General features: G+C 74.2%; 26 protein-coding genes. 12 read left to right on the plus strand and 14 right to left on the minus strand.

Annotated elements, in window-relative coordinates; translation table 11 throughout:
* Positions 1 to 151: 151 nt before the first annotated feature.
* From ABVB68_RS28790 to qcrB, 6 genes are all read left to right on the plus strand, one after another.
* Positions 152 to 355 (plus strand): MbtH family protein, encoded by a 204-nt coding sequence (locus tag ABVB68_RS28790; protein WP_353604084.1) that lies wholly within the window; start codon positions 152 to 154, stop codon positions 353 to 355.
* A gap of 142 nt (positions 356 to 497) precedes the next feature.
* Positions 498 to 1496 (plus strand): GNAT family N-acetyltransferase, encoded by a 999-nt coding sequence (locus ABVB68_RS28795; protein WP_353604085.1) that lies wholly within the window; start codon positions 498 to 500, stop codon positions 1494 to 1496.
* Positions 1493 to 2779, plus strand: coding sequence for an MFS transporter (locus ABVB68_RS28800; RefSeq protein WP_353604086.1), 1287 nt, complete (start codon positions 1493 to 1495; stop codon positions 2777 to 2779). The genes ABVB68_RS28795 and ABVB68_RS28800 overlap by 4 nt, the downstream gene beginning before the upstream one ends.
* A gap of 7 nt (positions 2780 to 2786) precedes the next feature.
* Complete coding sequence (locus ABVB68_RS28805; protein WP_353604087.1) at positions 2787 to 5240, plus strand: SpoIIE family protein phosphatase; 2454 nt, start codon at positions 2787 to 2789, stop codon at positions 5238 to 5240.
* A 174-nt stretch (positions 5241 to 5414) separates the two neighbouring features.
* Positions 5415 to 5687: a hypothetical protein gene (locus tag ABVB68_RS28810; RefSeq protein ID WP_353604088.1), complete on the plus strand. Its 273-nt coding sequence runs from the start codon at positions 5415 to 5417 to the stop codon at positions 5685 to 5687.
* Positions 5684 to 7177 (plus strand): cytochrome bc1 complex cytochrome b subunit, encoded by a 1494-nt coding sequence (gene qcrB / locus ABVB68_RS28815; protein ID WP_353604089.1) that lies wholly within the window; start codon positions 5684 to 5686, stop codon positions 7175 to 7177. Before ABVB68_RS28810 ends, qcrB begins: the two co-directional genes overlap by 4 nt.
* On the opposite strand, the gene ctaF is transcribed toward qcrB, so the two are convergent.
* Both ctaF and ctaD read right to left on the minus strand, forming a co-directional pair.
* Complete coding sequence (ctaF, locus tag ABVB68_RS28820) at positions 7113 to 7496, minus strand: aa3-type cytochrome oxidase subunit IV (RefSeq protein WP_353604090.1); 384 nt, start codon at positions 7494 to 7496, stop codon at positions 7113 to 7115. The genes qcrB and ctaF overlap by 65 nt on opposite strands.
* Positions 7493 to 9157: an aa3-type cytochrome oxidase subunit I gene (ctaD, locus tag ABVB68_RS28825; RefSeq protein WP_353604110.1), complete on the minus strand. Its 1665-nt coding sequence runs from the start codon at positions 9155 to 9157 to the stop codon at positions 7493 to 7495. The genes ctaF and ctaD overlap by 4 nt, the downstream gene beginning before the upstream one ends.
* Positions 9158 to 9331: 174 nt before the next feature.
* Here ctaD and ABVB68_RS28830 point away from each other — a divergent pair, with 174 nt between their 5' ends.
* The 3 genes from ABVB68_RS28830 (at position 9332) to rfbB (ending at position 11239) form a co-directional block, all read left to right on the plus strand.
* A complete protein-coding gene (locus ABVB68_RS28830; RefSeq protein WP_353604091.1) occupies positions 9332 to 9688 on the plus strand; it encodes a DUF6479 family protein in 357 nt (118 codons plus the stop codon).
* Between the two features lie 75 nt (positions 9689 to 9763).
* Positions 9764 to 9949: a hypothetical protein gene (locus ABVB68_RS28835; protein WP_353604092.1), complete on the plus strand. Its 186-nt coding sequence runs from the start codon at positions 9764 to 9766 to the stop codon at positions 9947 to 9949.
* A gap of 318 nt (positions 9950 to 10267) precedes the next feature.
* The gene (rfbB, locus tag ABVB68_RS28840; RefSeq protein WP_353604093.1) at positions 10268 to 11239 is read left to right on the plus strand and encodes a dTDP-glucose 4,6-dehydratase; all 972 of its coding nucleotides are present in this window, start codon (positions 10268 to 10270) and stop codon (positions 11237 to 11239) included.
* Positions 11240 to 11325: 86 nt separating this feature from the next.
* On the opposite strand, the gene ABVB68_RS28845 is transcribed toward rfbB, so the two are convergent.
* From ABVB68_RS28845 to ABVB68_RS28855, 3 genes are all read right to left on the minus strand, one after another.
* A complete protein-coding gene (locus tag ABVB68_RS28845) occupies positions 11326 to 11910 on the minus strand; it encodes an isochorismatase family protein (protein ID WP_353604094.1) in 585 nt (194 codons plus the stop codon).
* Positions 11911 to 12175: 265 nt separating this feature from the next.
* Complete coding sequence (locus ABVB68_RS28850) at positions 12176 to 12613, minus strand: MarR family winged helix-turn-helix transcriptional regulator (RefSeq protein ID WP_353604095.1); 438 nt, start codon at positions 12611 to 12613, stop codon at positions 12176 to 12178.
* A gap of 52 nt (positions 12614 to 12665) precedes the next feature.
* Complete coding sequence (locus ABVB68_RS28855; RefSeq protein WP_353604096.1) at positions 12666 to 12842, minus strand: hypothetical protein; 177 nt, start codon at positions 12840 to 12842, stop codon at positions 12666 to 12668.
* Between the two features lie 126 nt (positions 12843 to 12968).
* Here ABVB68_RS28855 and ABVB68_RS28860 point away from each other — a divergent pair, with 126 nt between their 5' ends.
* Both ABVB68_RS28860 and ABVB68_RS28865 read left to right on the plus strand, forming a co-directional pair.
* Positions 12969 to 13469 carry a metallophosphoesterase family protein gene (locus tag ABVB68_RS28860; protein ID WP_353604097.1) on the plus strand — a complete coding sequence of 167 codons (501 nt, stop codon included), beginning with the start codon at positions 12969 to 12971 and terminating at the stop codon, positions 13467 to 13469.
* Between the two features lie 22 nt (positions 13470 to 13491).
* Positions 13492 to 14085 carry a GNAT family N-acetyltransferase gene (locus tag ABVB68_RS28865; protein ID WP_353604098.1) on the plus strand — a complete coding sequence of 198 codons (594 nt, stop codon included), beginning with the start codon at positions 13492 to 13494 and terminating at the stop codon, positions 14083 to 14085.
* Positions 14086 to 14307: 222 nt separating this feature from the next.
* Here the strand turns inward: ABVB68_RS28865 and ABVB68_RS28870 are convergent, their stop codons facing one another.
* From ABVB68_RS28870 to ABVB68_RS28910, 9 genes are all read right to left on the minus strand, one after another.
* Entirely contained in the window at positions 14308 to 15039 is a 732-nt protein-coding gene (locus ABVB68_RS28870) for an SRPBCC family protein (RefSeq protein WP_353604099.1), read from the minus strand.
* Between the two features lie 15 nt (positions 15040 to 15054).
* Positions 15055 to 16161: an XdhC family protein gene (locus ABVB68_RS28875; protein WP_353604100.1), complete on the minus strand. Its 1107-nt coding sequence runs from the start codon at positions 16159 to 16161 to the stop codon at positions 15055 to 15057.
* A 276-nt stretch (positions 16162 to 16437) separates the two neighbouring features.
* Entirely contained in the window at positions 16438 to 17529 is a 1092-nt protein-coding gene (locus ABVB68_RS28880) for a vWA domain-containing protein (RefSeq protein ID WP_503006319.1), read from the minus strand.
* Between the two features lie 170 nt (positions 17530 to 17699).
* Positions 17700 to 18575: an AAA family ATPase gene (locus ABVB68_RS28885; RefSeq protein ID WP_353604101.1), complete on the minus strand. Its 876-nt coding sequence runs from the start codon at positions 18573 to 18575 to the stop codon at positions 17700 to 17702.
* Between the two features lie 15 nt (positions 18576 to 18590).
* Positions 18591 to 19445: an FAD binding domain-containing protein gene (locus tag ABVB68_RS28890; RefSeq protein ID WP_353604102.1), complete on the minus strand. Its 855-nt coding sequence runs from the start codon at positions 19443 to 19445 to the stop codon at positions 18591 to 18593.
* Entirely contained in the window at positions 19442 to 21958 is a 2517-nt protein-coding gene (locus tag ABVB68_RS28895) for a xanthine dehydrogenase family protein molybdopterin-binding subunit (RefSeq protein ID WP_353604103.1), read from the minus strand. The genes ABVB68_RS28890 and ABVB68_RS28895 overlap by 4 nt, the downstream gene beginning before the upstream one ends.
* The gene (locus ABVB68_RS28900; protein ID WP_353604104.1) at positions 21955 to 22509 is read right to left on the minus strand and encodes a (2Fe-2S)-binding protein; all 555 of its coding nucleotides are present in this window, start codon (positions 22507 to 22509) and stop codon (positions 21955 to 21957) included. Before ABVB68_RS28900 ends, ABVB68_RS28895 begins: the two co-directional genes overlap by 4 nt.
* A 366-nt stretch (positions 22510 to 22875) precedes the next feature.
* A complete protein-coding gene (locus tag ABVB68_RS28905) occupies positions 22876 to 24255 on the minus strand; it encodes a caspase family protein (protein ID WP_353604105.1) in 1380 nt (459 codons plus the stop codon).
* Positions 24252 to 24641: an effector-associated constant component EACC1 gene (locus ABVB68_RS28910; RefSeq protein WP_353604106.1), complete on the minus strand. Its 390-nt coding sequence runs from the start codon at positions 24639 to 24641 to the stop codon at positions 24252 to 24254. The genes ABVB68_RS28905 and ABVB68_RS28910 overlap by 4 nt, the downstream gene beginning before the upstream one ends.
* 160 nt (positions 24642 to 24801) lie before the next feature.
* Here ABVB68_RS28910 and ABVB68_RS28915 point away from each other — a divergent pair, with 160 nt between their 5' ends.
* Positions 24802 to 25827, plus strand: coding sequence for an alcohol dehydrogenase catalytic domain-containing protein (locus tag ABVB68_RS28915; protein ID WP_353604107.1), 1026 nt, complete (start codon positions 24802 to 24804; stop codon positions 25825 to 25827).
* Positions 25828 to 26105: the final 278 nt, after the last annotated feature.

The raw sequence follows: 26105 nt of genomic DNA on the forward strand, positions 1-26105 counted from the left end.
CCACGGCCCCGGGCCGTGCCGCCCAGGCGGCCGGCCCGGCACGAACCCCGCTCACCGCGCGCCCCGACCCCGCGCGCCCCACCCCGCGCGCTCCGAACCCGCTCGCCGCGGCCCGCGACCACCCGAAACGACCACCGTGAAGGAACGTGACATGGACGAGAACACCCGCTACCAGGTGCTGCGCAACGACGAGGACCAGTACTCCCTGTGGCCCGTCGACGTCGAGGTGCCCGCCGGCTGGCAGACCGTCGGCAAGGAGGGCACCGAGACCGAGTGCTCCGCCTACGTCGACGAGGTCTGGACCGACATGCGCCCGCGCAGCCTGCGCGAGCGCATGGAGAACGCCGAAGCCTGACCGGCTGCCGGCCCGGCACCACCACGCCGGGCCGGCCGCACCGGGCCGGCCCGGCGGCCCCCCCCACCGCCCGCAGTCCCGCCGTACCGGCGCCCCACCGCCCTCGGCCCCACCATGACGCACCGCCTCCGAGGAGCCCGCCATGACCCCCGTACTGCGCACCGAGCGCCTGGAGTTCCTGCCCTACCGCCCCGAACACGAGGACGCCTTCGTCGCGCTGCTGCGCAACGAGGAGGTGTGCCGCTGGATGGGCCAGGACCTCGTGCCCGAAGCCGACATCCGCGCCCTGTTCCGGGCCATCCTCACCGACGTCTACCCGCAGAACCGCTTCGACGTGTGGGGCCTGTGGCTCCAGGGCGCGTACGTCGGCCACGCCGAGGTGAAGAGGACCGGCAACGTCGACGGCCACGAACTCGTCACCGCGCTCGTCCCCGAACACTGGGGCCGCGGGCTGGGCGGCGAGGTGGTGCGCGGCCTGCTCCGCCACGCCGCCGACCACCTCGGGGTCGACGAGGCCTACGGCATGGTGGGCGCCGACAACACCGCGAGTCTGACGATGTGCCGGCGCCTGGGCTTCCGTCATGTGCGCGACGTCGTCGCCGACGACGGCTCCGTGACCAGGCTGCTGGTCGTCCCCACGAGGACGGCGACCACCGCGACGACCGGCACCCCCGCCGCGGACCACCCGCAGCGGACGGCGGATCCGGTGGTGGGCGCGGCGAGCCCGGCGGCGGACACGGTGGATCAGGTGGCGGGCGCGGCGAACCTCTCGGCGCGCACGGCCGATCCAGTGGCGGGCGTGGCGAGCCCGGCGGCGGACACGGCGAACCCGGTGGTGGGCGTGGCGAACCTGGCGGCGGGCACGGCGGATCATGTGGCGGGCGTGGCGAACCTGGCGGTGCGCACGGCCGATCCGGTGGCGGGCGTGGCGAACATGGCGGCTCGCAGGGCGCATTCGATGGCGGGTGAGGCCGACTCGGCCGCGGACGAGGCGCATCCGGTGGTCGGCGCGGAGAACCTGGCGGCAGGCACCGCGGACACGGCAGGCACCGCTAGGACCGTGGAGACGGCAGGCACCGCGAGGACCGTGGACACGGTGGCGGATGCGGCGGGTGCACCGCGCAGCGCGGACCCGGTGTGACCCGGCCGCCGCTCGCCGGGGACGGCACCGGCGCGCCGGACACCGGACGGCCGCCGAGCCTGTGGCGCAACCGCGACTTCAACCTGGTGTGGGCCGGCCAGTGCCTGTCGGACCTCGGCGGCGCCATGACGGACCTGGCGGTGCCGCTGCTGGTCCTGCAGCAGACCGGTTCACCGGCGCGCGCCGGACTCGTCGGCACCACCGGCCTCGCCGTCACCATGGTCTGCCGGCTGCCGGCGGGTGTCCTCGCCGACCGTTTCGACCGGCGCCGGCTGATGATCGTCTCCGACCTCGTCCGGCTGGCCCTGTTCACCCTGCTCGCCTGTCTGCTCCTGGCGCGCTCGGCCCACCTCGCCGTGATCGTCGCCGTGGTGGCCTGCAGCGCCGCCGCGACGGCCGTCTTCAGCACCGCCGAGCACGCCGCGATCCGCAGTCTGGTACGCCCCGGCCAGCTCGCCGACGCGGTGGCCCGCAACGAGGCGCGCGCCTACGGCACCTCGCTGGCCGGCCCGCCGCTGGGCGGCCTGCTGTTCGGGATCGGCCGGGCCCTGCCCTTCGCCGGCAACGCGCTCAGCTTCCTGCTCTCGCTTGCGGCCGTCCTCCGGGTGCGGCAGCCCCTCCAACAGCCCCGGCAGCAAGGCCCGCCGTCCGCGGGCGCGTCGGCCGCAGAGGGTGTGCGGTTCGTGCTGCGCCACCCGTTCCTGCGTGCTCTGCTGCTGATCGCCGCGCCGCTCAACATGGCGTTCACCGGTACGGTCTTCGCACTGACCCTCTCGCTCAGACGCGCCGGACTGCCGCCGTTCCTGGTCGGCCTCGCCGGCACGATCTTCGCGGCGGGCGGCCTCCTCGGCGCCTTCGCCGCGCCGGTCCTGCAGCGCATGCTGCGGCTGCCCGTACTGCTCACCGTGCTCTGCTGGACCACCGCCGCGCTGATGGCGGTCAGCGCGCTGCTGTCCACCACGATCCTCGCCGCGGTGCCGCTGGCCGCCGCCGTCTTCCTCGGGCCCACCGCCAACGCCGCCCTCTTCGGCCACCAGGCCGCGGTCACCCCCGACGCTCTGCAGGGCCGCGTGGTCAGCGTGATCCTCCTGGCCGCCGGCTCGGCGGCGGCCCTGGCCCCCACCCTGGCGGGAGCCCTGCTGGGCCGCTGGAGCGGCGGCACGGCGATGCTCGCCTTCACCGTCCTGGTCGGCGTCGCCGCGGTCGCCGCCGGCGGCAGCCGGGGCATCCGGGACAAGCCCTCACGTCAGCGGGGCTGCGCGGACGGCCCGTACGCGCTGTAATGGCGACGTGGTGAGTGAGGGCGCTGCGATCAGCGGAACGAGAACGGCGCCGGAGCGTGCCGAAGCCGCTCTGTACACGCTCACCGCGTCGCCCGCCGCCCCCGACCGGCTCCGCCGCGTCCTGGAACAGGCCCTCGTACTCGCCGGGGCCGCCTTCGCCGGGGTGTACACGCCCGGCGGCGACCCCTCCCACCTGTGCCTCGCCGAGTCCGCGGGGCTGCCGCGCACCCTGTACGGGCTGCGCGACGGCTATCCGGCCGCCGGCGCGTCCCCCGTCGCCGAGGTTCATCGCACCGGGCGGCCGCTGTGGCTCGGCCCCGCGGAACTGGCCGGCGGCCCCGAGGCGCGGCGCACCCCGTCCGGCGAGTTCTCCGTGGCGGTCCAGCCGCTCGGTCCGGCGGGCGGCGGCTGCCTGCTGGCCGTCACCGAGCACCCCGACGGCTTCGGCGCCGACGACCGCGCCGTTCTGGAGCTGGTCGCCCGGGCGATCGCCGTACCCGCCGCGGCCGGCTTCGCCGAGGACACCGGCGAACTGACCCCGGACGCCTTCAGTCTCGCCATGGACACCGGCCGGGTCGAGGTCGGTGACGTGATCCTGCGCCTGTTCGGCATCGGCCGGGAGGAGTTCGACGGCCGGGTGGAGAGCCTGCTCGGGCTCACCGTGCCCGAGGACCTGCCCGCGCTGATGTCCGTGGTCGAGGCCGACCACATGTCCATCGGCGACCGCGAGCTGGAGTTCCGCGTCGTGCAGCCCTCCGGCCCGCCCAAGTGGCTGAGACTGCGCGGCCGGATGCTGCCCGCCGGCCAGGGCCGTGCGGCCCGCCTCGTCGGTACCGTCGCCGACGCCTCCACCCTGCGCTCCGACGTCACGGACGTGGCCCGTGTCCAGCGCCTCGCCGCCGCCCTCGCCATCGCGGGCACCGTCAGGGACGTCGGCCAGGCCGTCGTGGCCGCGCTGCGCAGGCCACTGCAGGCCGACCGGATCGCCGTCGCCGAACTGGACAACGACCGGCTGGTGGTCACGGTCCTCGACCCGCCCGAGGCCGAGGCCTGGCCCGAGGTGTGGCGCAGCGAATGGCGTACCGAGTGGCCCGACGCGCCGGTGCGCGCCATGCCCACGCTGGCCGCCGCGCTGCGCGAGGGCCGGGCCCGGATCTGGCCCGCCGGCAGCGCCCTGGAGCCGGCTCTCGCCGAGGTCGGTCCGGGCGGCCTCGCGGTGCTGCCGCTGCCCGCCGGCGGCCGCATGGCCGGCGCCTGCCTGATCGGCTGGGACAGCCCGCACGCCTTCGGCCCCGACGAACGCGCCCTGCTCACCGCCTGCGCCGGCCTGACCGGGCAGGCCCTGCTGCGCGCCCACGCCTTCGACGCCGAACACGAACTCGTCGGCATGCTCCAGCGCACCCTGCTGCCCCGCCGCCTGCCCCGGCTGCCCGGCGCGGTCGCCGTCGCCCGCTATCTGCCCACCACCGCCGGCCTGGAGGTCGGCGGCGACTGGTACGACGTGATCCCGCTCGCCGACAACCACGTGGCCCTGGTCATCGGCGACGTCCAGGGCCACAACGCGGGCGCCGCCACCCTGATGGGCCAGATGCGCACCGCGCTGCGCGCCTACGCCGCCGAGGGCCACCCCCCGGACGTCGTCGTCGCGCACGCCAACCGGCTGCTGCTCGACATGGAGACCGACCTCTTCGCCACCTGCGCCTACGTCGACGTCGACATGGAGCAGGGCACCGCCCTGTGCGTGCGGGCGGGCCACGTGCAGCCCGTGCTGCGCCACCCGGACGGCTCCACCGAGATCGTGCAGGCCGAGGGCGGGCCGCCGCTGGGCGTGACGAGCCAGGCCGAGTACCCGATGACCCCGCTCGGGCTCAGGCCCGGCACGGTGATCGCGCTCACCACCGACGGCCTGGTGGAGTCCGCCGAGACCGACATCGACGAGGGCATGGAACGGCTCGCCGCCCGGCTGTCGGCCGCCGACCCCGCCCATCTCGGGCTGGTCGCCGACGCCCTGCTCACCGGCGCCGACCGCGGCGACGACGTGGCCCTGCTGCTGACGCGCTACGACGGCATGGCCGTACGGCCGCTGCGGGAGAGCTGGACGGTGTGGCGGGTGCCGGAGGCCGTGCGGCACGCCCGCCGGTTCACCCGGCGCACCCTGCGCGCCTGGGGCGTCGCCCAGGGCACCCTCGACGCCGCCCTGCTGGTGGTCTCCGAACTCGTCACCAACGCCCTCGTGCACACCGGCGGCCCGGTGCGGCTCGACATGAGCCTGGTCCACCACCGGCTGCGGCTCGCCGTCGCCGACTCCTCGCCGCGCAGCCCCGTCAAGCCGGCCGGCATCGGCTGGGAGGCCACGGGCGGCCGGGGCATCCTGCTGGTGGAGGCCGTGTCGGCGGCGTGGGGCACGATCCCGGTCAGCGGCGGGAAGCAGGTGTGGGCGGACCTCGTACCGGGCGACTGACCCCGCCACTGGGATCTCGTGCCGGCCGACCGACCCCGCCACTCGGTGCCGGCCGGCCGCCCCGCCACTCGGATCTCGTGCCGGCCCGGCGACCCGCCACTCGGGGTACGGGTGAGGGCCGTTCAGTCCGGTTCGGCGGGCGCGCCGCGCGACCCGTGCCTAGGGTCGGTTGGTGTGGCACACACCTTCCAAGAACTGGTGCAGAAGCAGCGCGCGGCCGACGCGGCCGGCGCCACGGTCGAGGAACTGCGGGAGACCTACGGCCCGCCGGCCGACCGGCGGATGACGGGCGCCCAGTCGGGCACCTACGAGACCGCCCTGCGGGCCTGGCGCGACCTGGCCCGCGACGTGCAGACCGCGGTCAGTGAGTACGCCAAGGAGACGGGCCGGCCGCGGGCCGAGGTGGAAGCCGAGGTGGAGCGGGCCGCCGCCACGGAGGAGCCGTGAGCCGAGCCGGCCACCGCGCCGAACGGCTCGTGGACGCGGCCGACGCCCGGCTGCCCGTCGTCGAGGGCGGCTCGCTGCTGCGCAAGGCCTTCCCCGAGCACTGGTCCTTCTTCCTCGGCGAAATCGCCCTCTACAGCCTGCTCGTGCTGGTCCTGACCGGCGTGTGGCTGACGTTCTTCTTCCAGCCGGAGATGCGCGAGGTCGTCTACACGGGCCCGTACACGCCGCTGCGCGGCGTGCGCATGTCGGCCGCCTTCGACTCCACCCTGCACATCAGTTTCGACGTGCGCGGCGGGCTGCTGATGCGGCAGACCCACCACTGGGCCGCGCTCGTCTTCGTCGGCGCGATCGGCCTGCACATGCTGCGGATCTTCTTCACCGGCGCGTTCCGCCGGCCGCGCGAGCTGAACTGGGTCATCGGGCTGACCCTGTTCGTGATCTCCCTCGCCGAGGGCTTCGCCGGCTACTCGCTCCCCGACGACCTGCTCTCCGGCACCGGACTGCGCATCGCACACGGCATCATGCTGTCGATCCCCGTGGTGGGCACGTACGTCGCCTTCTTCGCCTTCGGCGGCCAGTTCCCGGGCCACGACATCATCACCCGCCTGTACCCGGCGCACATCCTGCTGCTCCCCGGCGTCCTCGTCGCGCTCGTGACGGTGCATCTGATCCTGGTCTTCCACCTCAAGCACACCCAGTGGCGGGGCCCCGGCCGCACCCAGCGCAACGTCATCGGCAAACCCCTCTTCCCGCAGTTCACCGCCACCTCCACCGGGCTGGCCCTGACCGTCTTCGGCGTCACCGTGCTGCTGTCCGGCCTCGCCCAGGTCAACCCGGTCTGGACCTACGGCCCCTACCGCCCGGACCTGGTCTCCACCGGCTCCCAGCCCGACTGGTACGTCGGCTTCTTGGAGGGCGCGCTGCGGCTCGTACCGCCGTGGGAGACGAACATCGCCGGGCACACCCTCATGTGGAACGTGCTGCTCCCGGCCGTCGTCCTGCCCGGCCTGCTGTTCGCCGCGCTCTACGCCTACCCGTTCGTTGAGCAGCGCCTGACGGGGGAGTGGCACCGTGAGCAGCATCTGTGCGACCGGCCCCGCGAGCGTCCCGTGCGCACCGGCCTCGGCGTGGCGGGCACCGTCTTCTACGCGGTGCTGCTGCTGGCCGGCGGCAACGACATCATCGCCCTGACCTTCCGTGTCTCCCTCGACGCGCTGACCTGGGTGCTGCGCGTCGCCCTCGTGGTGGCGCCCGTCCTCGCGTTCCTGGTGACCCGGTGGCTGTGCCGGGCCCTGACCCGGGCCGAAGGCGAACGCCTGGCAGCGGGCGTGCCCACCGGGGAGATCCGCCAGAACGTCGCGGGCGGCTACGAGGACGACCACGAGCCCGTCCAGAGCTTCCGGCCCGGCGCTCCGCGCAGACCGCTCACCGTCGCGCGTACTGGAACACCAGCCCGCCCACGCCGCGAGCCAGAACGCCCAGCCCGATGAGGAACAGCCACAGCCCGAAGACGACGCCGGCGGCCGTCACCGCGAAGCCGAACGCGGTGACGACCGGCCAGACGCTCTCGTCCGGGAAGAACGCCACCGGACCGACCCCGTCGGCCACCGCGGCGTCGGGGCGGTCCTGCGGACGCGTGCCCCGGCGCCGGTACTGGACCAGGCAGAAGAAGGCGACCAGCGCCGCCATCCCGCACGCCACGACCAGCGCGGTGGTGCCCGTCTCGTCCCGCGACCACAGCCCGTACAGGGCGGCGGAGCCCCCGAAGAACAGCGCCACCCCGCCGAACAGCATCGCCTCCGCCTTCATCGCGCGCTCTCCTCGCCGGCCGGGGTCCCGACCTCCGGATGGTTCAGGTCGAAGGCGGGCGACTCCGACCGGATCCGGGGCAGCGCCACGAAGTTGTGCCGGGGCGGCGGGCAGGACGTCGCCCACTCCAGGCCGCGCCCCCACCCCCAGGGGTCGTCGAGGAGGACCTTCTCGGCCTTGGCCGCCGTGCGCCAGACGTTGTAGAGGAACGGCAGCGTGGACACGCCCAGCAGGAACGCGCCCGCCGACGACAGCGTGTTGAGCAGGGTGAAGCCGTCCTCCGGCAGATAGTCCGCGTACCGGCGGGGCATCCCCTGTTCGCCGAGCCAGTGCTGCACCAGGAACGTCAGCTGGAATCCCGGGAACAGCAGCCAGAAGTGCACCTTGCCGAGCCGCTCGTCCAGCATCTTCCCGGTGAACTTCGGCCACCAGAAGTAGAACCCGGCGAACATCGCGAACACCACCGTGCCGAACAGCACGTAGTGCAGGTGCGCCACGATGAAGTACGAGTCGGTCAGGTGGAAGTCGAGCGGCGGAGCGGCGATCAGCACCCCGCTCAGCCCGCCCAGCAGGAACGACACCAGGAAACCCAGCGACCACAGCATCGGCGTCTCGAACGAGACCGACCCGTGGACCATGGTCCCGATCCAGGCGAAGAACTTGATGCCCGTGGGCACCGCGATCAGGAAGGACATGACCGAGAAGAACGGCAGCAGCACCGCGCCGGTGGCGAACATGTGGTGCGCCCACACCACCGCCGACAGCATGGTGATCGAGGTCGTCGCCCCGATCATGGGCAGATAGCCGAACAGCGGTTTCCGGGAGAAGACCGGGATGATCTCCGAGACGATCCCGAAGAACGGCAGTGCCACGATGTAGACCTCGGGATGCCCGAAGAACCAGAACAGGTGCTGCCACAGCAGCGCGCCGCCGTTCGCCGCGTCGAAGACGTGCGCCCCGAACTTGCGGTCCGCCTCCAGCGCCAGCAGGGCCGCGGTGAGCACCGGGAACGCCGGCAGGATCAGGATCGAGGTGAACAGCACGTTCCAGGTGAACATGGGCATCCGGAACACGGTCATGCCCGGTGCGCGCAGCGACATGACCGTGGCGAGGAAGTTCACCGCGGTCAGCGTCGTCGACACGCCCGACACCACCAGCCCCATGACCCACAGGTCACCGCCCGCACCGGGGGAGAAGTAGGCGCTGTTCAGCGGCGCGTAGGCGAACCAGCCGAACGCCGCCGCCCCGCCCGGCACCAGGAACCCCGACACCACCATCAGCCCGCCGAACAGGTACATCCAGTACGACAGCGCGTTCAGCCGCGGGAACGCCAGGTCGGGGGCGCCGATCTGCAGCGGCATCACGGCGTTGGCGAACCCGGCGAACATCGGCGTCGCGAACAGCAGCATCATGATCGTGCCGTGGATGGTGAGGAACTGGTCGTAGCCGTTTCTGCTCAGCAGCTGCAGACCCGGCCGGGCCAGTTCGGCGCGCATGCCGAGCGCGAGCACCCCGGCCAGCAGGAAGAAGCAGAACGCCGTGACCATGTAGAAGCGGCCGATCACCTTGTGGTCGGTGGTGGACACCCACCGCAGCAGGGCCCGGCCCGGGCGCGGAGCGGGCGCCGTGTACCGGGCGGTGATCTCCAGGATCTCTGACATCTGCGGCGATTCGGTCATCGCGGGCGACGCTACTCCCGGGCGGCCGGAGGCCCGAACACGCCACGCCCTGCACCCGGGCGTGGTGCGTGCGGACCCCTGCGCTGATCGGCTGAAGACCACCGGCCCGGGCATCCCCGGCCGGGCCCCGGGTACCCGTGGCCCATGGAAACTGCCATGTACGAATCAGCCGCGGGCGTGCAGGTGTTCGGATACGTCATCATTCTCGTCGCGGGGCTGGCCTGCGTCGCCGGACTGATCTGGGCCTTCCGGCTGGGGAGCAAGGTGCGCCGGCGCGAACCGGGGCCGCCCCGGCCCGACGAGCAGCCCACGATGCCGCCCTCCGGACCGGTGCACGAGGTCCAGGAGCGGCGCGAGCCGGACGAGGTGCCCCGGGCCGCCGACAACAGCGAACGGCTCACCCCGCACCAGCTCGGCAACGTCGGCACCAAGCGCGCCGACGACCAGCAGCGCTCGCGATGGTCGCCCGGTTCCAGTGGCTCCTTCGGCGGGGGCGGCGGCGGTCAGACCTGACCCGCTGTCGCCGGTCCCGGGTTTGCCGCTGTGCGGGGCGGGGACCCGAAACCGTACATTCGGCGCAGAAGGAAGATGGATGACGTGACCGCGCAGCTGACCGAGAAACCCGCAACAGCTCCTGTCGAGACCGGCTGGGCGGAGGCCCAGCGGTGCGCGAGCCGCGGCCCGCGCACCTGCGTCCCCGCCGTCCTGGAGCGCACCTCCGACCGGCCCGGGGGCGCCCCGGCCGAGGACAACATCGTGCGCGGCGAGGACTGAGCGCGAAACCGACGGGAGACGGCGCGGCCGGACGGCCGGCGCGGCCGGGAAGACGTCCGGGCGGCCGGCGCGGCCGAGCGGCGTCCGGACGGCCTGTCGGGCCCGGGCAGACGTCCGGACGCCGGTCGGTTGCCGGGAAGATCGCCGGACGGCGGGCGGGGCCGGGAAGCGCACGACGCTCCCGGCCCCGCCCGTTAGGGTGTCGTGGGCGAGGCCCGGGCCCCCGGCCGGCCGGTGGCCCGAGGCGGCCTCGGCGGACGGAGTACCGAGGCCCGCCGCCTCGTCCCGCGCACGACCACGGCAGGTCCGGATACGTTCATGAACCTTCTCGTCACCGGCGCCGCCGGCTTCATCGGCTCCCACTACGTCCGCACGCTCCTGGCCGGCGACGCCCCGGACGCCCCCCGCGTCACCGTGCTGGACAAGCTCACCTACGCCGGCACGCTCGGCAACCTGCCGACGGGCCATCCGCGCCTCGACTTCGTGCACGGCGACATCACCGACGCCGGGCTGGTCGACAAGCTGATGTCCGGCACCGACCAGGTGGTGCACTTCGCCGCCGAGTCGCACGTCGACCGGTCGATAGAGGGCGCGGGCGAGTTCGTCCGCACCAACGTCCTCGGCACCCAGACCCTGCTGGACGCGGCCCTGCGGCACGGCGTCGGCCCGTTCGTGCACGTCTCCACCGACGAGGTCTACGGCTCCGTCGAGACCGGCTCCTGCACGGAGGACCACCCGCTCGCCCCCAGCTCCCCCTACTCCGCCTCCAAGGCCTCCTCCGACCTGCTGGCACTGGCCCACCACCACACCCACGGCCTGGACGTCCGGATCACCCGCTGCTCCAACAACTACGGACCGCGCCAGTTCCCCGAGAAGGTGATCCCGCTCTTCGTCACCCGTCTCCTCGAGGGCCGCACGGTCCCCCCGTACGGCGACGGGCGCCACGTCCGCGACTGGCTGCACGTCGACGACCACTGCCGGGGCGTCGATCTGGTGCGCACCCACGGCCGCCCCGGCGAGGTCTACAACATCGGCGGCGGCACCGAGCTGAGCAACCGGGACCTGACCGGGCTGCTGCTGGAGGCGTGCGGTGCGGGCTGGGACCGGGTCGCGTACGTGGCCGACCGCAAGGGCCACGACCTGCGCTACTCGGTGGACTGGAGCAAGGCCCGCGACGAACTCGGCTACCGCCCGCGCCGCGACTTCACCACCGGACTGGCCGAGACGGTCGCCTGGTACCGCGACAACCGGCACTGGTGGGAACCGCCGAGGCGCAGCGACGCACGCTGAGACTGCTGCGGTTCCCCCCGGGCCCGCTCCCTCGGCCCGTCACCGCCGGTGCGTGTGCCCCGGCGGCCACGGGCCGGGCCGGCCGGTCAGGCGTGGGTCTTGCGGAGGAGCTCCAGGACCTCGGCGGTCGTACCGCTCTCACCGAGCCGCGGGAAGATCCGCTCCACGCTGCCCGTGTGCGCCGCGGGGTCGCTGTCGGCCATGGCGTCCGTGGCGAGGGTGACGTGGTAGCCGTGCGCGTAGGCGTCGCGGGCGGTGGACTCGACGCCGATGCTGGTGGCGATGCCGGTCAGCACGATCTGGGTGATGCCCCGGCGCCGCAGCTGGACGTCCAGGTCGGTGCCGTGGAAGGCGCTCCAGTTGTGCTTGGTGACGTGGATGTCGCCGGGATGCCCGGACAGCTCGTCCACGACGACGTCCCAGCCCTCGGGGAATGCCAGCCCGCGCGGCTGGCGCTCGGTGCGGCCGGGGACGGCGTCGGCCCCGTCGGCCGCGAACGAGACGCGGACGAGGACCACGGGCAGGCCGTGGCCGCGGAAGGCCTCGGCGAGTTCGGCCGTGCGGGACACGACGTCCGCGCCCGGGTACGGCTGGGTGGGCATGGCCACGATGCCGTTCTGCAGGTCGATCGCGACCAGGGCGGTACGGGGGTCGAGAGTGGTGAGCGACATGGGTCGGTCAGGCCTTTCGAGGGGGGGACCGGCCGTGGGAACGGCCGGACGATGTCGTCGCCGGCGGCAGGGGAGAGCCGGCGAGCGTGAACAGGGCCGGGGCGTGCGGCCCCGGCCGGGACCGGCGCGGCGCGGGACGAGCACCGCCGTCGCGGCGCACACGCCCGGCGCGCCGACGTCTGTGAGGATCCGCGGCGCTCTCGGAACGCCGGGTGCGCCTGCCGCGCCGCGGCGCGCACCCGGGTACCTCCTCAGACCACCGCGATCACGGCTGCGACAGCCGTTCCATCAGCTCCAGCGCCGTGAGGACCGTCTGCCGCTCCTCGTCGGTGAACCGGTCCTGGAAGGCGCGGGCCAGCCACTCCTCGCGCACCTGCCGGTTGCCCTCGACGCGGGCCCGGCCGGTGTCGGTGAGGGTGACCAGCTGACGCCGGCCGTCGTCGGGGTCCGGGGCGCGGCGGATCAGCCCGTGCTGCTCCAGGCCGGCCAGGGTGGTGGCCATGGACTGCGGCCGGACGCCCTCGGCGGCTGCCAGCGCGCTGGCCGTGGCCGCGCCGTGCTTGCCGACCAGGGTGAGCGCCGACTCCTGCGACGGGGTCAGGTCGGCGTCCTGGGCGATCTCGCGGATACGGCGCCGCAGCCGGCTGAACACCACGCGCAGGTCGCGCGCGGCGCGGACGGCCGACTCGGAGATGTGATCCATGCGGTCAGCGTAGAACCAACAGGGTGAGCTGTCCAGGTGCAACTGTTCAGCTTTACCTGTCGAATACCCGGGTGATCGCCGCGCCCCGCGCGGCCCGCCGGGCGACGACCGCCTCGGCCCTCGTCGCGGCGGCCGGCGGGGGCTCCGGCCCGGACAGCCTGGTCGAACCGGTCGACCGGACCCGGCCGGCGACCAGGGCGCGCGCGGCGCCTTCGACGACAGCGCCCACTCCCGCTCCTGGCGGGAGACCCCGGTCCGGCACCCGGCCGCCACGGCCCTCGGCGCGGGCGCGGGGGTGCTCGGCGCTCTGGGCGGCATCCGCCGCCCGGCCTCGCGACCCGCATAGGCTGACGGCGTGCGCCTCCTCCTCATGTCCGACACCCACCTGCCGAAGCGCGCCAAGCGGCTGCCGGAGCCGCTGCTCGCCGAACTCCCGCACGCGGACGTCGTCGTGCACGCCGGGGACTGGGTCGACACCGCCACCCTCGACCTGCTGGAGAGCCGCAGCCGCCGGCTGATCGGGGTCTACGGCAACAACGACGGCCCCGACCTGCGCGCCCGGCTCCCCGAGGTGGCGTACGCCGAACTGGGCGGCCTGCGCTTCGGCGTCGTGCACGAGACCGGGCAGGCCCAGGACCGCCAGGCCCGCTGCGCCGCCCGCTTCCCGGACCTCGACGTGCTGGTCTTCGGCCACAGCCACATCCCCTGGGACACCACCGCACCCGGCGGCCTGCGGCTGCTCAACCCCGGCTCCCCGACCGACCGCCGCCGCCAGCCGCACTGCACCTACCTCACGGCGACGGTCGCCGACGGAGCGCTCACCGACGTGACCCTGCACCGCCTGCCGCGAGGCTAGCGGCCTGTGGCACCATGCCCCGATGATCTCCAGCCACGGCGCACCCGCCGTCGTACCCGCAGGCCGGCTCGCCGACGGCGACCAGCCCGTGCTGCCGCTGCCCGGCGGCCTGGAACTGCGGCCCTGGCACCTGTCCGACGCCGACGCGGACGCCCTGCACACGGCCGGGCGGGATCCGGCGATCAGCAAGTGGAACCTCTTCCGCGTCGACAGCCGCGACCAGGCCCGCACCCGCATCGAGCGCCTGCACGAGCGCCGACGCACGGAGACCGGTGCGATCTGGGCGATCGCCCCCCTCGGCGACGCCGCGGTCGGCCTCGCCGGACTCAACGACGTCGACCTCGCCCGCGGCACCGCGGAAGTCGTCTACTGGGTGCTGCCCGAGGCGCGTGGAGGCGGCGTCGCCGTCCAGGCGGCCCGGCGCCTGAGCGACTGGGCCCTGGCCGACCTCGGTCTGCACCGCCTGAGCCTGTACCACGCCGTCGCCAATCCGGCGTCCTGCCGGGTGGCCGAGAAGGCCGGCTACACCTTCGAGGGCACCCTGCGCAGCGCCGAACTGCACACGGACGGCTGGCACGACCTGCATCTGCACGCGCTGGTCGCCGGCGACGTCTGAGCTCCCCTCCCCGCGGCTCCTCGCGCCCCCGGGGGCTGCAGGGGCTGTCGGTCACGGCTGTGAGGGGCGCGCGCCCGGGGCGTTGCGGGGCTGCCGGTCATCGGCGTGCGGGGTGCCCGAGGTGTTGCGGGGCTGCCGGTCATCGGCGTGCGGGGTGCCCGAGGTGTTGCGAGGCTGCCGGTCACCGGCGTGCCGGGTGCCCGGCGTGTTGACGGGCCGGTGTCATCGGCGGGAAGCGGTGCGGCCCCTTCGGTCCCGGTGTCTCAGCCGGGTCCCCGCCCAGGCCAGCAGTGCGATCACCGCCGTGAGGCCGGCCGCGCGTTTGGCCAGTGGCATCCCGGCCGTGCGGAGCAGGTCGAGGGGTTCCGGCTCGGGGAAGGCGGGGCCGGCCTGGCTCCGGGGGAGCGGTTCCGGTTCGGTCGCGCCGGGTGATTGCGCCGCCGCGGGGACGAGCCGGGGCGGCGCCGGTGCGGTGCCGTCCGGCCGCTGCGGCTCCGCCTCGGCCGGGGGTCGCTCGGCCAGCCGCTGGGCCAGGCACTCCGCGAACCGGCCCACCAGCCGGTCACCCACCTCCGCCAGCACCCCGCGCCCGAACTGCGCCGGACGCCCGGTCACCGTCAGATCGGTCCGCACCGACACCGCCGTACCGCCGTCGCGCCCGGTCAGCGTGCCGGTGACCGTCGCCCGGGCCGTGCCCTGCCCGCGGGTCTCCCGGCCGCTCGCCACGAGCACCATCCGGTGCGCCGACTCGTCCTGCTCCTGGAAGACGGCGGTACCCCGGTAGGTCACGGTGACGGGGCCGACCTTGACCTTCACCGAACCGGTCACGGTCGTGCCGTCGTACTCCTCCACCGCCGCGCCGGGCAGACACGGGGCGACGCGTTCGATGTCCAGGAGCGCGTGCCAGGCGTCGTCGACCGGGACGGGGACGGTGAACTCGTGCTGCAGCTCCATGACTTCTCCTCGCAGTCAGACGGCCGCGGTCGGGTGGATGGCCCCGGCCGTCACGGTGAGCGGCGCCCCGCTGCCGCCCCAGCGCAGGGCGACCATCTCGGCGGCGACGGACACGGCGACCTCCTCGGGCGTACGGGCCCCGAGGTCGAGCCCGAGCGGTGAGCGCAGCCGGGACAGCTCGGCCTCGGTCAGACCGGCGTCGGTCAGCCGCTCGCGCCGCTCGGCGTGGGTACGGCGGCTGCCCATCGCCCCGATGTAGGCGGCCGGCCGGCGCAGCGCCTCCTCGAGGAGCGGCACGTCGAACTTCGGGTCGTGGGTGAGGACACAGATCACCGTGCGGTCGTCGGTGCCGGTGCGCTCCAGATAGCGGTGCGGCCAGTCCACGACCACCTCCACACCCGCCGGGAACCGCTTGGGCGTGGCGAACACCGGGCGGGCGTCGCACACGGTGACCCGGTAGCCGAGGAAGTCGCCGATACGGGCCACCGCGGCCGCGTAGTCGATCGCGCCGAAGACCAGCATGCGCGGTGGCGGCGCGAAGGACTGCAGGAACACCGTGACGTCGTCCTCGCGACGCTCCCCGCGCGGACCGTAGTGCCGCAGGACCGTGACACCCAGGGCGAGTTCACCGCGCGCGTCGGCGGTGACGGCGGCGTCGAGCCCCTCCGTGCCGAGCGTGCCGGCGACGGTGTCCGGCCAGACCGCGAGCGTGCTCCCGAGCGGAGCGGGCCCGTCGATCACCGTGGCCACGGTCACCGGCCGGCCGGCGTCCACCGTCGCGGCGACCTCCCCGAACGCCGGGTCCGTCGCGGGCGTCACGGGGCGCACCAGCACAGTGATCTCGCCGCCGCAGGTGAGGCCGACCGCGAACGCGTCCTCGTCGCTGTACCCGAAGCTCTCCAGCCGCGCCTCGCCGCTCGACGCCACCTCCTGCGCCAGCTCGAACACCGCGCCCTCCACACAGCCCCCGGACACGCTGCCCACGACCTCGTCGTCCGGGCCCACGGCCATGGCCGCGCCGGGTCCGCGCGGCGCACTGCGGCTGACCGCGACGACCGTGGCGAGCCCGAACGGGATCCGGGCGGCATACCAGCGCTCCAGCGCCGGGAGGATGTCACGCACGTTGTGCCCCTTCCACGGTGGCCGCCCCGTCCGCGGCTCCCCGTGTGACGGTGGCCGGCCGCTCCGGCGCCGGGAGGATGTCACGCACGTTGTGCCCCTTTCACGGTGGCCGCCCTGTCCGCGGCTCCCCGTGTGACGGTGGCCGGCCGCTCCGGCGCCGGGAGGATGTCACGCACGCTGTGCTCCTTTCACGGTGGCCGCCCTGTCCGCGGCTCCGCGCGCGACGGTGGCCGGCCGCTCCGGCGCCGGGAGGATGTCACGCACGCTGTGCCCCTTTCACGACGGCCGCCCGTCCGCGGCTCCCCGCACCACCGCCGCCAGCCGTTCCAGCGCCGCGAGGCTGTGCCCCTCGACGAAGGCGTCGACGCTGGGCAGGGCCGCGGCCATCCCGGCGGCGAGGGGCGCGTAGCCCGGGCGGGCCTTGCGCGGGTTGGCCCAGACCACCTGGTGGGCCAGGGCGTGCAGGCGGCGCATCTGCGCACCGAGCAGCTCCGGATCTCCGCGTTCCCAGCCGTCCGACAGGAGCACGACGACCGCGCCGCGGGCCATACCGCGCTGTCCCCAGCGGTGGAGGAACTCGCGCAGCAGCTCGCCCAGCCGGGTGCCGCCGCGCCAGTCGGGCACGGCCGCGGCGAGTGCGGACATCGCCAGGTCCGGGTCCCGGTGGGACAGTTCGCGGGTCACCCGGGTCAGCCGGGTACCGATGGTGAACACCTCGGTGCGGCCGCCGCGCACCGCCGCGTGCGCGAACCGCAGCAGCGCGTCGGCGTACGGCGCCATCGAGCCGCTCACGTCGACGAGCAGCACGACCCGGCGCGGCCGTCGCACGCGCGCGTACCGCCGCAGCAGGGCGGGCTCCCCGCCGCGCCGCAGCAACTCCCGCACCGTGCGGCGCGGATCGACGTCCCCGCGCCGCGCGGGCCGCCGCCGCGCCGACCGCCGGGTCTGCCCGCGCAGCGCGAACGCGGCGAGCAGACGGCGTAGCTGGGCCCGTTCGGCGGCGTCCAGCTCGGCGACGTCGCGGTGCCGCAGCACCTCGGCGGAACTGGCGAGGGCGGCCGTCGGCGGCCCCTGGGGCTCGCTCCGGTCCGGACCGCCCGGCCCGGCGACCGCCTCCCGGACGGCGAGCCGCAGACGGGGCGTGGGTGCGGCCCGCACCGCGCGCCGGGGCGGCTCGCCGCGGGCCCCGAAGTACGCGGAGAACACCCGCTCGTACACCTCCAGGTCGTCGTGCCCGCCGCACAGCGTCGCCCGGCCCGCCCCGTACACGTCCGCCCGCAGGCCCGGCCGCAGCACGTCGACGGCCCGCAGGAAGGCGTGGAGCCGCTCGGTACCGGCATCGAGCCCGGCCGCCCGCAACGCCCGCACGAAACCGAGCAGTACGGCATCGGCCCCGGGCGACCCGGTACCCGTACCAGGCGGCGCGGCCGGCGCCCCGGGCGATGAGGCGTCGGCCTCCCTCCCAGGTGGCTCCAACCAGGGCGGGGTCTCGGCCGCGGATGGTCGTTCCGGCCCTTCTCCGGTCGGGCGCACCGCCGTCACACCCCCCGGGCCGCGAGGACCGCCGCCAGGTCCAGGCTCCGCGCCCGATCCGCGTCCTCCCGGTACTTCAGCACCGATCCCAGAGTCGTCAGCGCCAGATCCGGGTCCACCTCGGCGGCCCCCAGCGCGTCCAGGGCCTCGGCCCAGTCGATCGTCTCCGCCACACCCGGCGGCTTGATCAGCTCCGCGCCCCGCAGCGCCTGCACCAGCGCGGTGACCTGCTCGGCCAGTCGCGCCGACACCCGCGGCAGCCGGCGCCGCACGATGGCCAGTTCGCGGGCGAAGGAGGGATGGTCGAACCAGTGGTACAGGCACCGCCGCTTCAGGGCGTCGTGCACCTCCCGCGTCCGGTTCGAGGTCAGCACGACCACCGGCGGCTCCTGCGCGCGCAACGTGCCCAGCTCCGGGATCGTGACGGAGTACTCGGACAGCAGTTCCAGCAGGAACGCCTCGAACTCGTCGTCGGCCCGGTCGATCTCGTCGACCAGCAGCACCGACGGCTGTGTCCGCAGAGCGCGCAGCAGCGGCCGGTCGATGAGGAAACGCCGGTCGTACAGCTCGCTCTCCAGGCGGTCGGCGTCCGTCACCCCGGCCGCCTCGGCGGCCCGCAGGTGCAGCAGCTGACGCGGGAAGTCCCAGTCGTACAGGGCCTGGGAGGCGTCGATGCCCTCGTGGCACTGGAGGCGGATGAGCGGCGCGCCGAGCGCCTGGGCGAGGGCGCTCGCGAGCGCGGTCTTGCCGACGCCCGCGTCGCCCTCGCAGAACAGCGGCCGGTGCAGCCTCAGGGCCAGGAAGCAGGCGATGGCCAGCCCCTCGTCGACGAGGTACCCCGTCTCCTCCAGGCGCCCGCGCACCTGCTCCGGGTCGTCCATCCGGGTGATCGGGGCTCACCCCCATCCCATGGCGGTCAGCACCGACCGCCGGGTCAGCACGCGCGCGAGGTGCTCCCGGTACTCGGGTGAGCCGGCCAGGTCCTGTGCCGGCCGGGCTTCCTCGGCCGCCGCCTCGGCGGCCCGTGCGACGGCCTCGGGACCGTCGGCCCCCGACAGCGCCCGCTCGGCCGCGGCGGCCCGCAGCGGGGTCGGGCCCATGTTGGTCAGAGCGATCCGCGCCTCGGCGATGTGCCCGTCGTCGCCCCGCACCAGCGCCGCGACCCCGACGATCGCCCAGGACTGGGCGACCGGGTGGAACTTCTCGTAGTGGAAGCTCCAGCCGTCCGTCTTCGGGATACGCACCTCCACGAGGAGTTCGTCGGGCGCCAGCGCCGACTGCAGATAGTCGACGAAGAACTCCCGGGCCGGGACGGTGCGCCGGCCGCCGGGCCCGGCCACCACCAGCTCGGCGTCCAGGGCCAGCGCGACCGCGGGCAGGTCGCCGGCGGGGTCGGCGTGGGCGAGGGAGCCGCCGAGAGTGCCCCGGTGCCGGACGGCCGGGTCGGCCACCGTGGCCGTCGCCTCGGCGAGCAGACCGGCGTGGCGGCGCACCAGCGGGTCGTGGACGACGTCGTGATGCGTGGTCATGGCGCCGATGGCGAGGGTGCCGCCGTCCTCGCGGACCCCGCGCAGCTCCGGGATCCGGCCGACGTCCACGACGAGTTCGGGGAAGGCCAGCCGGAGCCGCAGCAGCGGCAGCAGGCTCTGCCCGCCGGCCAGCACCTTGCCGTCCTCCCCGGCGTCGGCGAGCGTGCGGACGGCCTCGTCGACGCTGCTCGGACGGGCGTAGTCGAACGCGGGAGGAATCATGCCGGACCCGCCTCCTTCCCGGACGGACCGGGCCCGCCGAGGTCGTCGTACTGACCGATGTCGCCGGACCGGGCCGCCTGCCCGGACTGGCCGGACTGCGCCGGCCCCGTGCCCCCGGCCCCGCCGGTCCCCAGGGCCCCGTCGGCGGCACCGGTTCGCGCCGCCCGGATCGCCTGCCACACCCGGTGCGGGGAACAGGGCATCCGCACGTCCCGCACACCGAGCGGCCGCAGCGCGTCGACCACGGCGTTCACGACGGCGGGCGTCGACGCGATCGTCCCCGCCTCGCCGACTCCCTTGACCCCCATGGAGTTGTCGACCGCCGGAGTCTCCGTCCGGTCGGTGACGAAGTCCGGCAGGTCCGCCGCCGAGGGTACGAGGTAGTCGGCCATGGTGCCGGAGACGAGGTTGCCCTGCTCGTCGTAGACGGCCTCCTCGAACAGCGCCTGGGCGATGCCCTGGGCGAGTCCGCCGTGCACCTGGCCCTCGACGATCATCGGATTGACGACCGTGCCGACGTCGTCCACGCACACGTACGAGCGGATCCGGATCCGGCCGGTCTCCGTGTCGACCTCGGCCGCGCACAGGTGGGTGCCGTGCGGGAAGGAGAAGTTCTCCGGGTCGAGGACCGTCTCGGCGTTGATGGACGGCTCGACCCCGTCCGGCAGGTCGTGCGAGGTGAACACCTCGAAGGCGATCTCCTGGATCGTCTTGCGGGCCTCCGGCGAGCCCTTGACGGAGAACGCTCCGCCGCTGAACTCCAGGTCCTGCTCGCTCGCCTCCAGCAGGTGAGCGGCGATCCGGCGCGCCTTCTCCACCACCTTCACCGCCGCGCGGTGCACCGCCTCGCCGCCCACGGCCAGCGACCGCGAGCCGTAGGTGTCCATGCCCTGCGGGGCCGTCCTGGTGTCTCCGTGCACCACCTCGACGTCCTCGAACGGCACCCCGAGGACGTCCGCCGCGATCTGGCTCCAGCAGGTGACATGGCCCTGCCCGTGCGGGCTGGTGCCGGTGACGACCTCGACCTTGCCGGTCGGCAGCATGCGGATGCTCGCCGCCTCCCAGCCGCCGGCGCCGTAGCGCAGGTCGCGCAGCACCCGGCTGGGCGCGAGACCGCACATCTCCGTGAACGTCGACACGCCGATGCCGAGGCGTACGAGGTCGCCCCGCTCGTTGCGCTCGCGCTGTTCGGCGCGCAGCGCGTCGTAGCCGAACAGGCCGAGCGCCTTCTCGGTCGCGGCCTCGTAGTCGCCGCTGTCGTAGGTCAGCCCGGCGATCGTGGTGTACGGGAACTCCTCGTGCCGGATCCAGTTCCGGCGCCGTACCTCGACCGGGTCCAGGCCGAGTTCCACTGCGAGCTCGTCCATGATCCGCTCGATGGCGTACGTGGCCTCGGGGCGGCCGGCACCGCGGTAGGCGTCGGTGGGCGTGCGGGTGGTGAAGACGCCGGTGCAGGTGAACTGGTAGGCGTCCATCTTGTAGATCGCCGGGTACATGAAGGCGCCGAGGAGCGGGATGCCCGGGGTGACGAGCATCAGGTAGGCGCCCATGTCGGCGAGGAGGTCCACCTTCAGGCCGAGCACCCTGCCCTCGCGGGTGGCGGCGATCTCGACGTCCTGGATCACGCCGCGCCCGTGATGGGTGGCGAGGTAGCCCTCGGAGCGGGACTCGATCCACTTCACCGGGCGGCCGAGCCTGCGCGCCACGGCCAGGGCCAGGACCTCCTCGCCGTACACCTGGAGTTTGGAGCCGAAGCCGCCGCCCACGTCCGGGGCGATCACCCGGAGCTTGTGCTCGGGGATGCCGGTGACCGTCGCGAGCATGATCCGCAGGATGTGCGGGATCTGGGTGGTCGAGTAGACCGTGTACTCGCCGGAGGCGGCGAGCGGCGTGACGACCACGGCGCGCGGTTCCATGGCGTTGGGGATCAGCCGCTGCTGGTGGTAGCGGCGCTTCAGGGTCAACTCGGCGCGTTCGCGCACCGCGTCGAAGCTCTCGCCGGCGGCGAGCGGCCAGGTGTAGCAGCGGTTGGTGCCCTTGCCGGCGTGGACCGGCGGGGCGTCGTCGGCGAGCGCGGCCTCCAGGTCCAGCACCGGGGGCAGCGGGTCGTACTCGACGTCGACGGCCTCCAGCGCGTCGGCGGCCGCGTACCGGTCGCGGGCGACGACGACCGCCACCGGGTCGCCGGCGTAGCGGACCTCGTCGACGGCCAGCGGCGGATGGTCGGGCAGCACCATGTCCTCCGTCACCGGCCAGGCGCAGGGCAGCGAACCCAGTCCTTCGGCGAGATCGGCGCCACTGAAGGCGGCGACGACACCGGGCCGTTCGAGGGCGGGGGAGACGTCGACGCGGGTGACGCGGGCATGGGCCATCGGACTGCGCAGGACGGCCAGGTGCAGCAGGCCCGCGACCTGGATGTTGTCGGTCCAGTTGGTCTGCCCGGTGATCAGCCGGGCGTCCTCCTTGCGCAGCCGGGAGCGGCCGATCTCGTGCTCTACGGCCTGGTCGGTCATGCCGGGGCCTCCTCGCTGAGCTGCTGCCCGGAGGCGGGGCCCGGCCCGGACGCGGGCTGCCCGGCGGACGCGGCCCGTCCCTCGGACGGGGTCTGGGCTTCGGACGCGGCGAGCACCGCGCGGACGATGTTCTGGTAGCCGGTGCACCGGCAGAGGTTGCCTTCCAGCGCCTGCCGGACCTCGTCCGGGGTGGGGCGCGGGTTCTCGCGCAGCAGATCGCGGGCCGCCATGATCATCCCAGGGGTGCAGTAGCCGCACTGCAGACCGTGGTGCTCGTGGAAGGCGCGCTGCAGCGGCGTCCACTCGCCGTCCTGCGCCAGTCCCTGGATGGTCGTCACCCGGCCGCCGTCCGCCTGCACGGCGAGTACCGAGCAGCTCTTGGCGGTCGCCCCGTCCAGGTCGACGGTGCACGCCCCGCAGTTGGAGGTGTCGCAGCCGATCGGGGTGCCGGTGAGGCCGAGACGGTCGCGCAGATAGTGGGCGAGCAGAAGACGCGGTTCCACGTCGTCCTCGTACGCCGTGCCGTCCACGGTCATCTTGATGTGCGTCATGCGGCCTCCGAGCCGGGGTGGGCAGGAGTGACGGAATCAGCCAGCTGGCGTGATGTAGGTCACTCTATGACCGACCCCAGGAGGCGGCGAGCGCTGCGGCGGGGAGTCGTTGAACGTTGATCCATCAGCGGCGGGCAGCGTCCCCGGTGCGCCGCGGCCCCCACGGACGCCCCCTGGCACCCGGCGGCGAGGAGCCCGGCACCGCGGTCGGACCGGGTGCCGGTGGCGGGCGATCCGGAACACCGCCGGGCAGGGGAAGGCGAGTCGGGCCGGGCGCCGATGGGGGGCGATCCGGAACACCGCCGCGGCAGGCGGAGGTGGGTCGGGCCGGCCCCCGGCCCGCAGGAACTCTCGGCACGCCGCGAGTCAGAACATCTTCGGCCGGATGCGCGGGTCGCGGGCCAGGAACTCCTGCTCGGTATGCAGCACCCGGTCGCCCGCGAACCGGTCCAGCGCGGCGAGGACCTCCTCCTTGCCGGCACCGAAGCTCCCGATCGTGGCGACGACACGGTAGCCGAGCTCGTGCAGGTCCGCCGAGAAGCGCATGTCCTTGGTGGAGGGGAACGGCACGCTCGGCCGCAGGCGGACCACCAGCAGGTGGTTGCCCTCGTAGACCCGCGTCAGCTTCGGGTTCACCGAACCGCGCTTCGGTGGCAGGACGCCGACGTGCGAGACGTCCCTCCACGGTATCCGCAGCGTGCCGGCCCCGGCCGTGCCCCTGTGCACTTCCACGGTGACGGCCGAGCGGTCGATGACCAACTCCGCCTGCCGGGGCAAGGACCACACCGACACAAGGGCGATCAGCCCGGCCAGGGTGGCGCACGCACCCCCGAACACGGGGATGCCCCACAGCCAGCTCGGGTCGTGGTTCAGCCACGCGAAGAGGACGGGCATGGCCAGCACGAACGAGGACGTGAAGGCAAGAGGCCTCGCCGCGTTCCGCTTCAACTGGCCCTTCGCCGCCGCCCGGTCACGGCTGAACCGCACTTCGGCCACCGGATCGGCGGGCCGCGTGTCGGGTTCGCCCGGACCTCGTGCGAGCAGCAGGGCTCCGGCCGTGTCGGTCGCCCGCTGCCGGGGCCGGGGCAGGCCCCGGGACCGCAGGTCGGCGACGACGCTGCGGTAGATCTCGTCGAGGGAGAGCGGCCGCGGGCTGTCCAGCGCGGCCAGCAGCGCCCCGGTGAAGGCGGTGTACCGCTCGCCGGCCAGCGCGTACGAAGGGGCGTTGGAAGTGGTCGACGTCATCGTGTAGGTGCCCGCGATCGAGAGCTGGCCGTCTACCAGTCCGTCCTCGTCCGACATGACCTCGATGGCCCGCCCCGAGAAGCAGCAGTCCAGGATCAGCACGCGCGCGGCGGCGCCGCTGCCGCCCAGGTCCTCGCGCAGGAGGTCGACGCCCAGTGCGCTGTATTTCGGGGCCTCGGCGCGGGTCGCGTGCGTCGCCAGGTAGAGCCGTCCCCGGTCGTCGACGAGGCCGTGGCCGGCGTAGTACACCAGCAGCAGGTCCGAGGCCTCCTCGGCGGCCCTGCCGATGGCGCGGCCGATGTCGGCGGTGGAGCCCTCCGGGTCGGCGACCTCGCAGTGCTCGGGTTCCAGCACACCCGTGACGTCATGGGTGAGCCGACGCCACAGGCTCGCGACGTTCTCGCGTACGGCGGGAAGGTCCGCCAGCCCGGGGGACTCCGGAAAGTGGCTGACACCGATCAGCACCGCGCGCGACCGCGCCGGATCGGGGAACCGGCTCACTCCCGCTCCTCCCCGGCGTCCACCAGCCGCCGTATCTCCCGCATCAGGCCGGGCAGATCGTCCCGCACCCGGTGCGCGTCGACCTCGACACAGCGGCCGTCCGAGCTCTTGACGGTGACTTTCACGTCCGTGTGGCGATGGGCGAGCCAGGTGGACAGCGAGCGCGCGAGCACCGCCCCGGCCCCGCCGGAGCCCACCGCAACGGTGAGCACGTCGAACAGGCCGCCCATCTCACCGCCGCTCCCCCCGGAGGAGGACTCCAGGCGCAGCCGCCCGCGCAACTCGTCCTCGTGCCGCAGCCAGTCGAGCAGCGACTGCGGCCCACTCGGGTCATCGGCCACGGTGACCCGCAGCATCGGCTCGGGTGCCTCGGGGATGTCGTCCATGACCCCATCGTGGCAAGGACGCGGCCGGCATGTGATGGACTCACAGGTTCCCCGCATACCAGTGACGTCGAGTCGGGGGATCCGGGGCTCAGCGCGCGCGATGGGCCGGAAGCTGTTCTGCTGGTGCGGAGACCGTTCCACCCGTTCCCCGGAGAGACCGATGAACAGCTACCGAGTCGCACAGGTGACGGCCGCAGCCGGCGCGTTCGAGCTGGCCGAGCGGGAGGTGCCGCAGCCCGGGCCACGCCATGTGCGGATCGCCGTGGAGGCCTGCGGGGTCTGCCACAGCGACGCCCTCTTCGTGGACGGCGCAGTACCGGGCATCACGTTCCCGGTGGTCCCCGGCCACGAGATCGCCGGACGGGTCGAGGAACTGGGCGAAGGCACGCAGGAATGGGGCTACCAGGTCGGTGACCGGGTCGCGGTCGGCTGGTTCGGCGGCAGCTGCGGCCACTGCACCCCGTGCCGCCAGGGCGACTTCATCGCGTGCGCCAACCTCCAGGTCCCCGGCTGGAGCTACGACGGCGGGTTCGCCACCAAGGTGGTCGCGCCCGTCGACGCCCTGGCCCGGATTCCCGACGCCCTCTCGGCGAGCGACGCGGGACCCATGGCCTGCGCGGGTGTGACCACCTACAACGGGCTGCGGCGCAGCTCCGCCGAGCCGGGCGACCTGGTCGCGGTGCTGGGCCTCGGCGGCCTGGGCCATCTCGGCGTGCAGTACGCGGTCGCCATGGGCTTCGAGACCGTGGCGATCGCCCGGGGCCCGGAGAAGGCCGAGTTCGCCAAGCAGCTCGGCGCCCATCACTACGTCGACAGCACCTCCGGCACCCCGGTCGCCGAGGCGCTGCAGTCACTCGGCGGGGCCGACGTCGTGCTGGCCACCGCCGGCGACTCCGCGGCCGCCGCGGCCACCGTCGACGGCCTCGCGCCCCGCGGCGAGCTGGTCGTCATCGGCGTGGACACGGCACCGCTCGCCATCAGCCCGGCCCAGCTGATCTCGCCCGGCCGGGTCGTCCGGGGCCATCCGTCCGGCACCTCGCAGGACGTGCAGGACACCATGGCCTTCAGCGCCCTGCACAACATCCGCCCCATGACCGAGACCGTCCCGCTGGACGACGCGGATCAGGCCTACCAGCGGATGCTCGCCGGCCGCGCCCGCTTCCGGATGGTGCTCACCACCGGCTGACCCTCGGCCGCGCCGGCCGCGCCCCTCGGCTGTCCGGCCGGGAGCCCTGTCCACCGTGCGCGGCCGAGTCCGTGCGGATCCGCGAGACCGGACGAGGTCCGGCCGGGCGGTCCGGGACGCGCGGCGAGGACCCGGGAGGCGCGGCTTCGCGGTGTCGCGGCGCCGCGACGCCGGCCCGGGCACCCGGGAGAAGTCCAGGTCGAAGCACGAGTCCCACAGCCGCCACCGCTCGGCGTGGTCCCCGGTGAGGTCCGTGACGTCCTCGGTGGTGGTGCAGA

Source organism: Streptomyces sp. NPDC096012 (assembly GCF_040426375.1).
Taxonomy (GTDB): domain Bacteria; phylum Actinomycetota; class Actinomycetes; order Streptomycetales; family Streptomycetaceae; genus Streptomyces.

What these genes read in the sequence shown, in the direction of transcription:
- ABVB68_RS28915 (WP_353604107.1), top strand. Translation starts at nt 24,802, where the DNA reads ATGAACAGCTACCGAGTCGCACAGGTGACGGCCGCAGCCGGCGCGTTC.
- ABVB68_RS28795 (WP_353604085.1), top strand. Translation starts at nt 498, where the DNA reads ATGACCCCCGTACTGCGCACCGAGCGCCTGGAGTTCCTGCCCTACCGC.
- ABVB68_RS28910 (WP_353604106.1), bottom strand. Translation starts at nt 24,641, where the DNA reads ATGGACGACATCCCCGAGGCACCCGAGCCGATGCTGCGGGTCACCGTG.
- ABVB68_RS28790 (WP_353604084.1), top strand. Translation starts at nt 152, where the DNA reads ATGGACGAGAACACCCGCTACCAGGTGCTGCGCAACGACGAGGACCAG.
- ABVB68_RS28830 (WP_353604091.1), top strand. Translation starts at nt 9,332, where the DNA reads ATGTACGAATCAGCCGCGGGCGTGCAGGTGTTCGGATACGTCATCATT.
- ABVB68_RS28870 (WP_353604099.1), bottom strand. Translation starts at nt 15,039, where the DNA reads ATGGAGCTGCAGCACGAGTTCACCGTCCCCGTCCCGGTCGACGACGCC.
- ABVB68_RS28895 (WP_353604103.1), bottom strand. Translation starts at nt 21,958, where the DNA reads ATGACCGACCAGGCCGTAGAGCACGAGATCGGCCGCTCCCGGCTGCGC.
- ABVB68_RS28850 (WP_353604095.1), bottom strand. Translation starts at nt 12,613, where the DNA reads ATGGATCACATCTCCGAGTCGGCCGTCCGCGCCGCGCGCGACCTGCGC.
- rfbB (WP_353604093.1), top strand. Translation starts at nt 10,268, where the DNA reads ATGAACCTTCTCGTCACCGGCGCCGCCGGCTTCATCGGCTCCCACTAC.
- ctaD (WP_353604110.1), bottom strand. Translation starts at nt 9,157, where the DNA reads ATGTCAGAGATCCTGGAGATCACCGCCCGGTACACGGCGCCCGCTCCG.
- ABVB68_RS28835 (WP_353604092.1), top strand. Translation starts at nt 9,764, where the DNA reads ATGGATGACGTGACCGCGCAGCTGACCGAGAAACCCGCAACAGCTCCT.
- ctaF (WP_353604090.1), bottom strand. Translation starts at nt 7,496, where the DNA reads ATGAAGGCGGAGGCGATGCTGTTCGGCGGGGTGGCGCTGTTCTTCGGG.
- ABVB68_RS28845 (WP_353604094.1), bottom strand. Translation starts at nt 11,910, where the DNA reads ATGTCGCTCACCACTCTCGACCCCCGTACCGCCCTGGTCGCGATCGAC.
- ABVB68_RS28865 (WP_353604098.1), top strand. Translation starts at nt 13,492, where the DNA reads ATGATCTCCAGCCACGGCGCACCCGCCGTCGTACCCGCAGGCCGGCTC.
- ABVB68_RS28890 (WP_353604102.1), bottom strand. Translation starts at nt 19,445, where the DNA reads ATGATTCCTCCCGCGTTCGACTACGCCCGTCCGAGCAGCGTCGACGAG.
- ABVB68_RS28885 (WP_353604101.1), bottom strand. Translation starts at nt 18,575, where the DNA reads ATGGACGACCCGGAGCAGGTGCGCGGGCGCCTGGAGGAGACGGGGTAC.
- ABVB68_RS28900 (WP_353604104.1), bottom strand. Translation starts at nt 22,509, where the DNA reads ATGACGCACATCAAGATGACCGTGGACGGCACGGCGTACGAGGACGAC.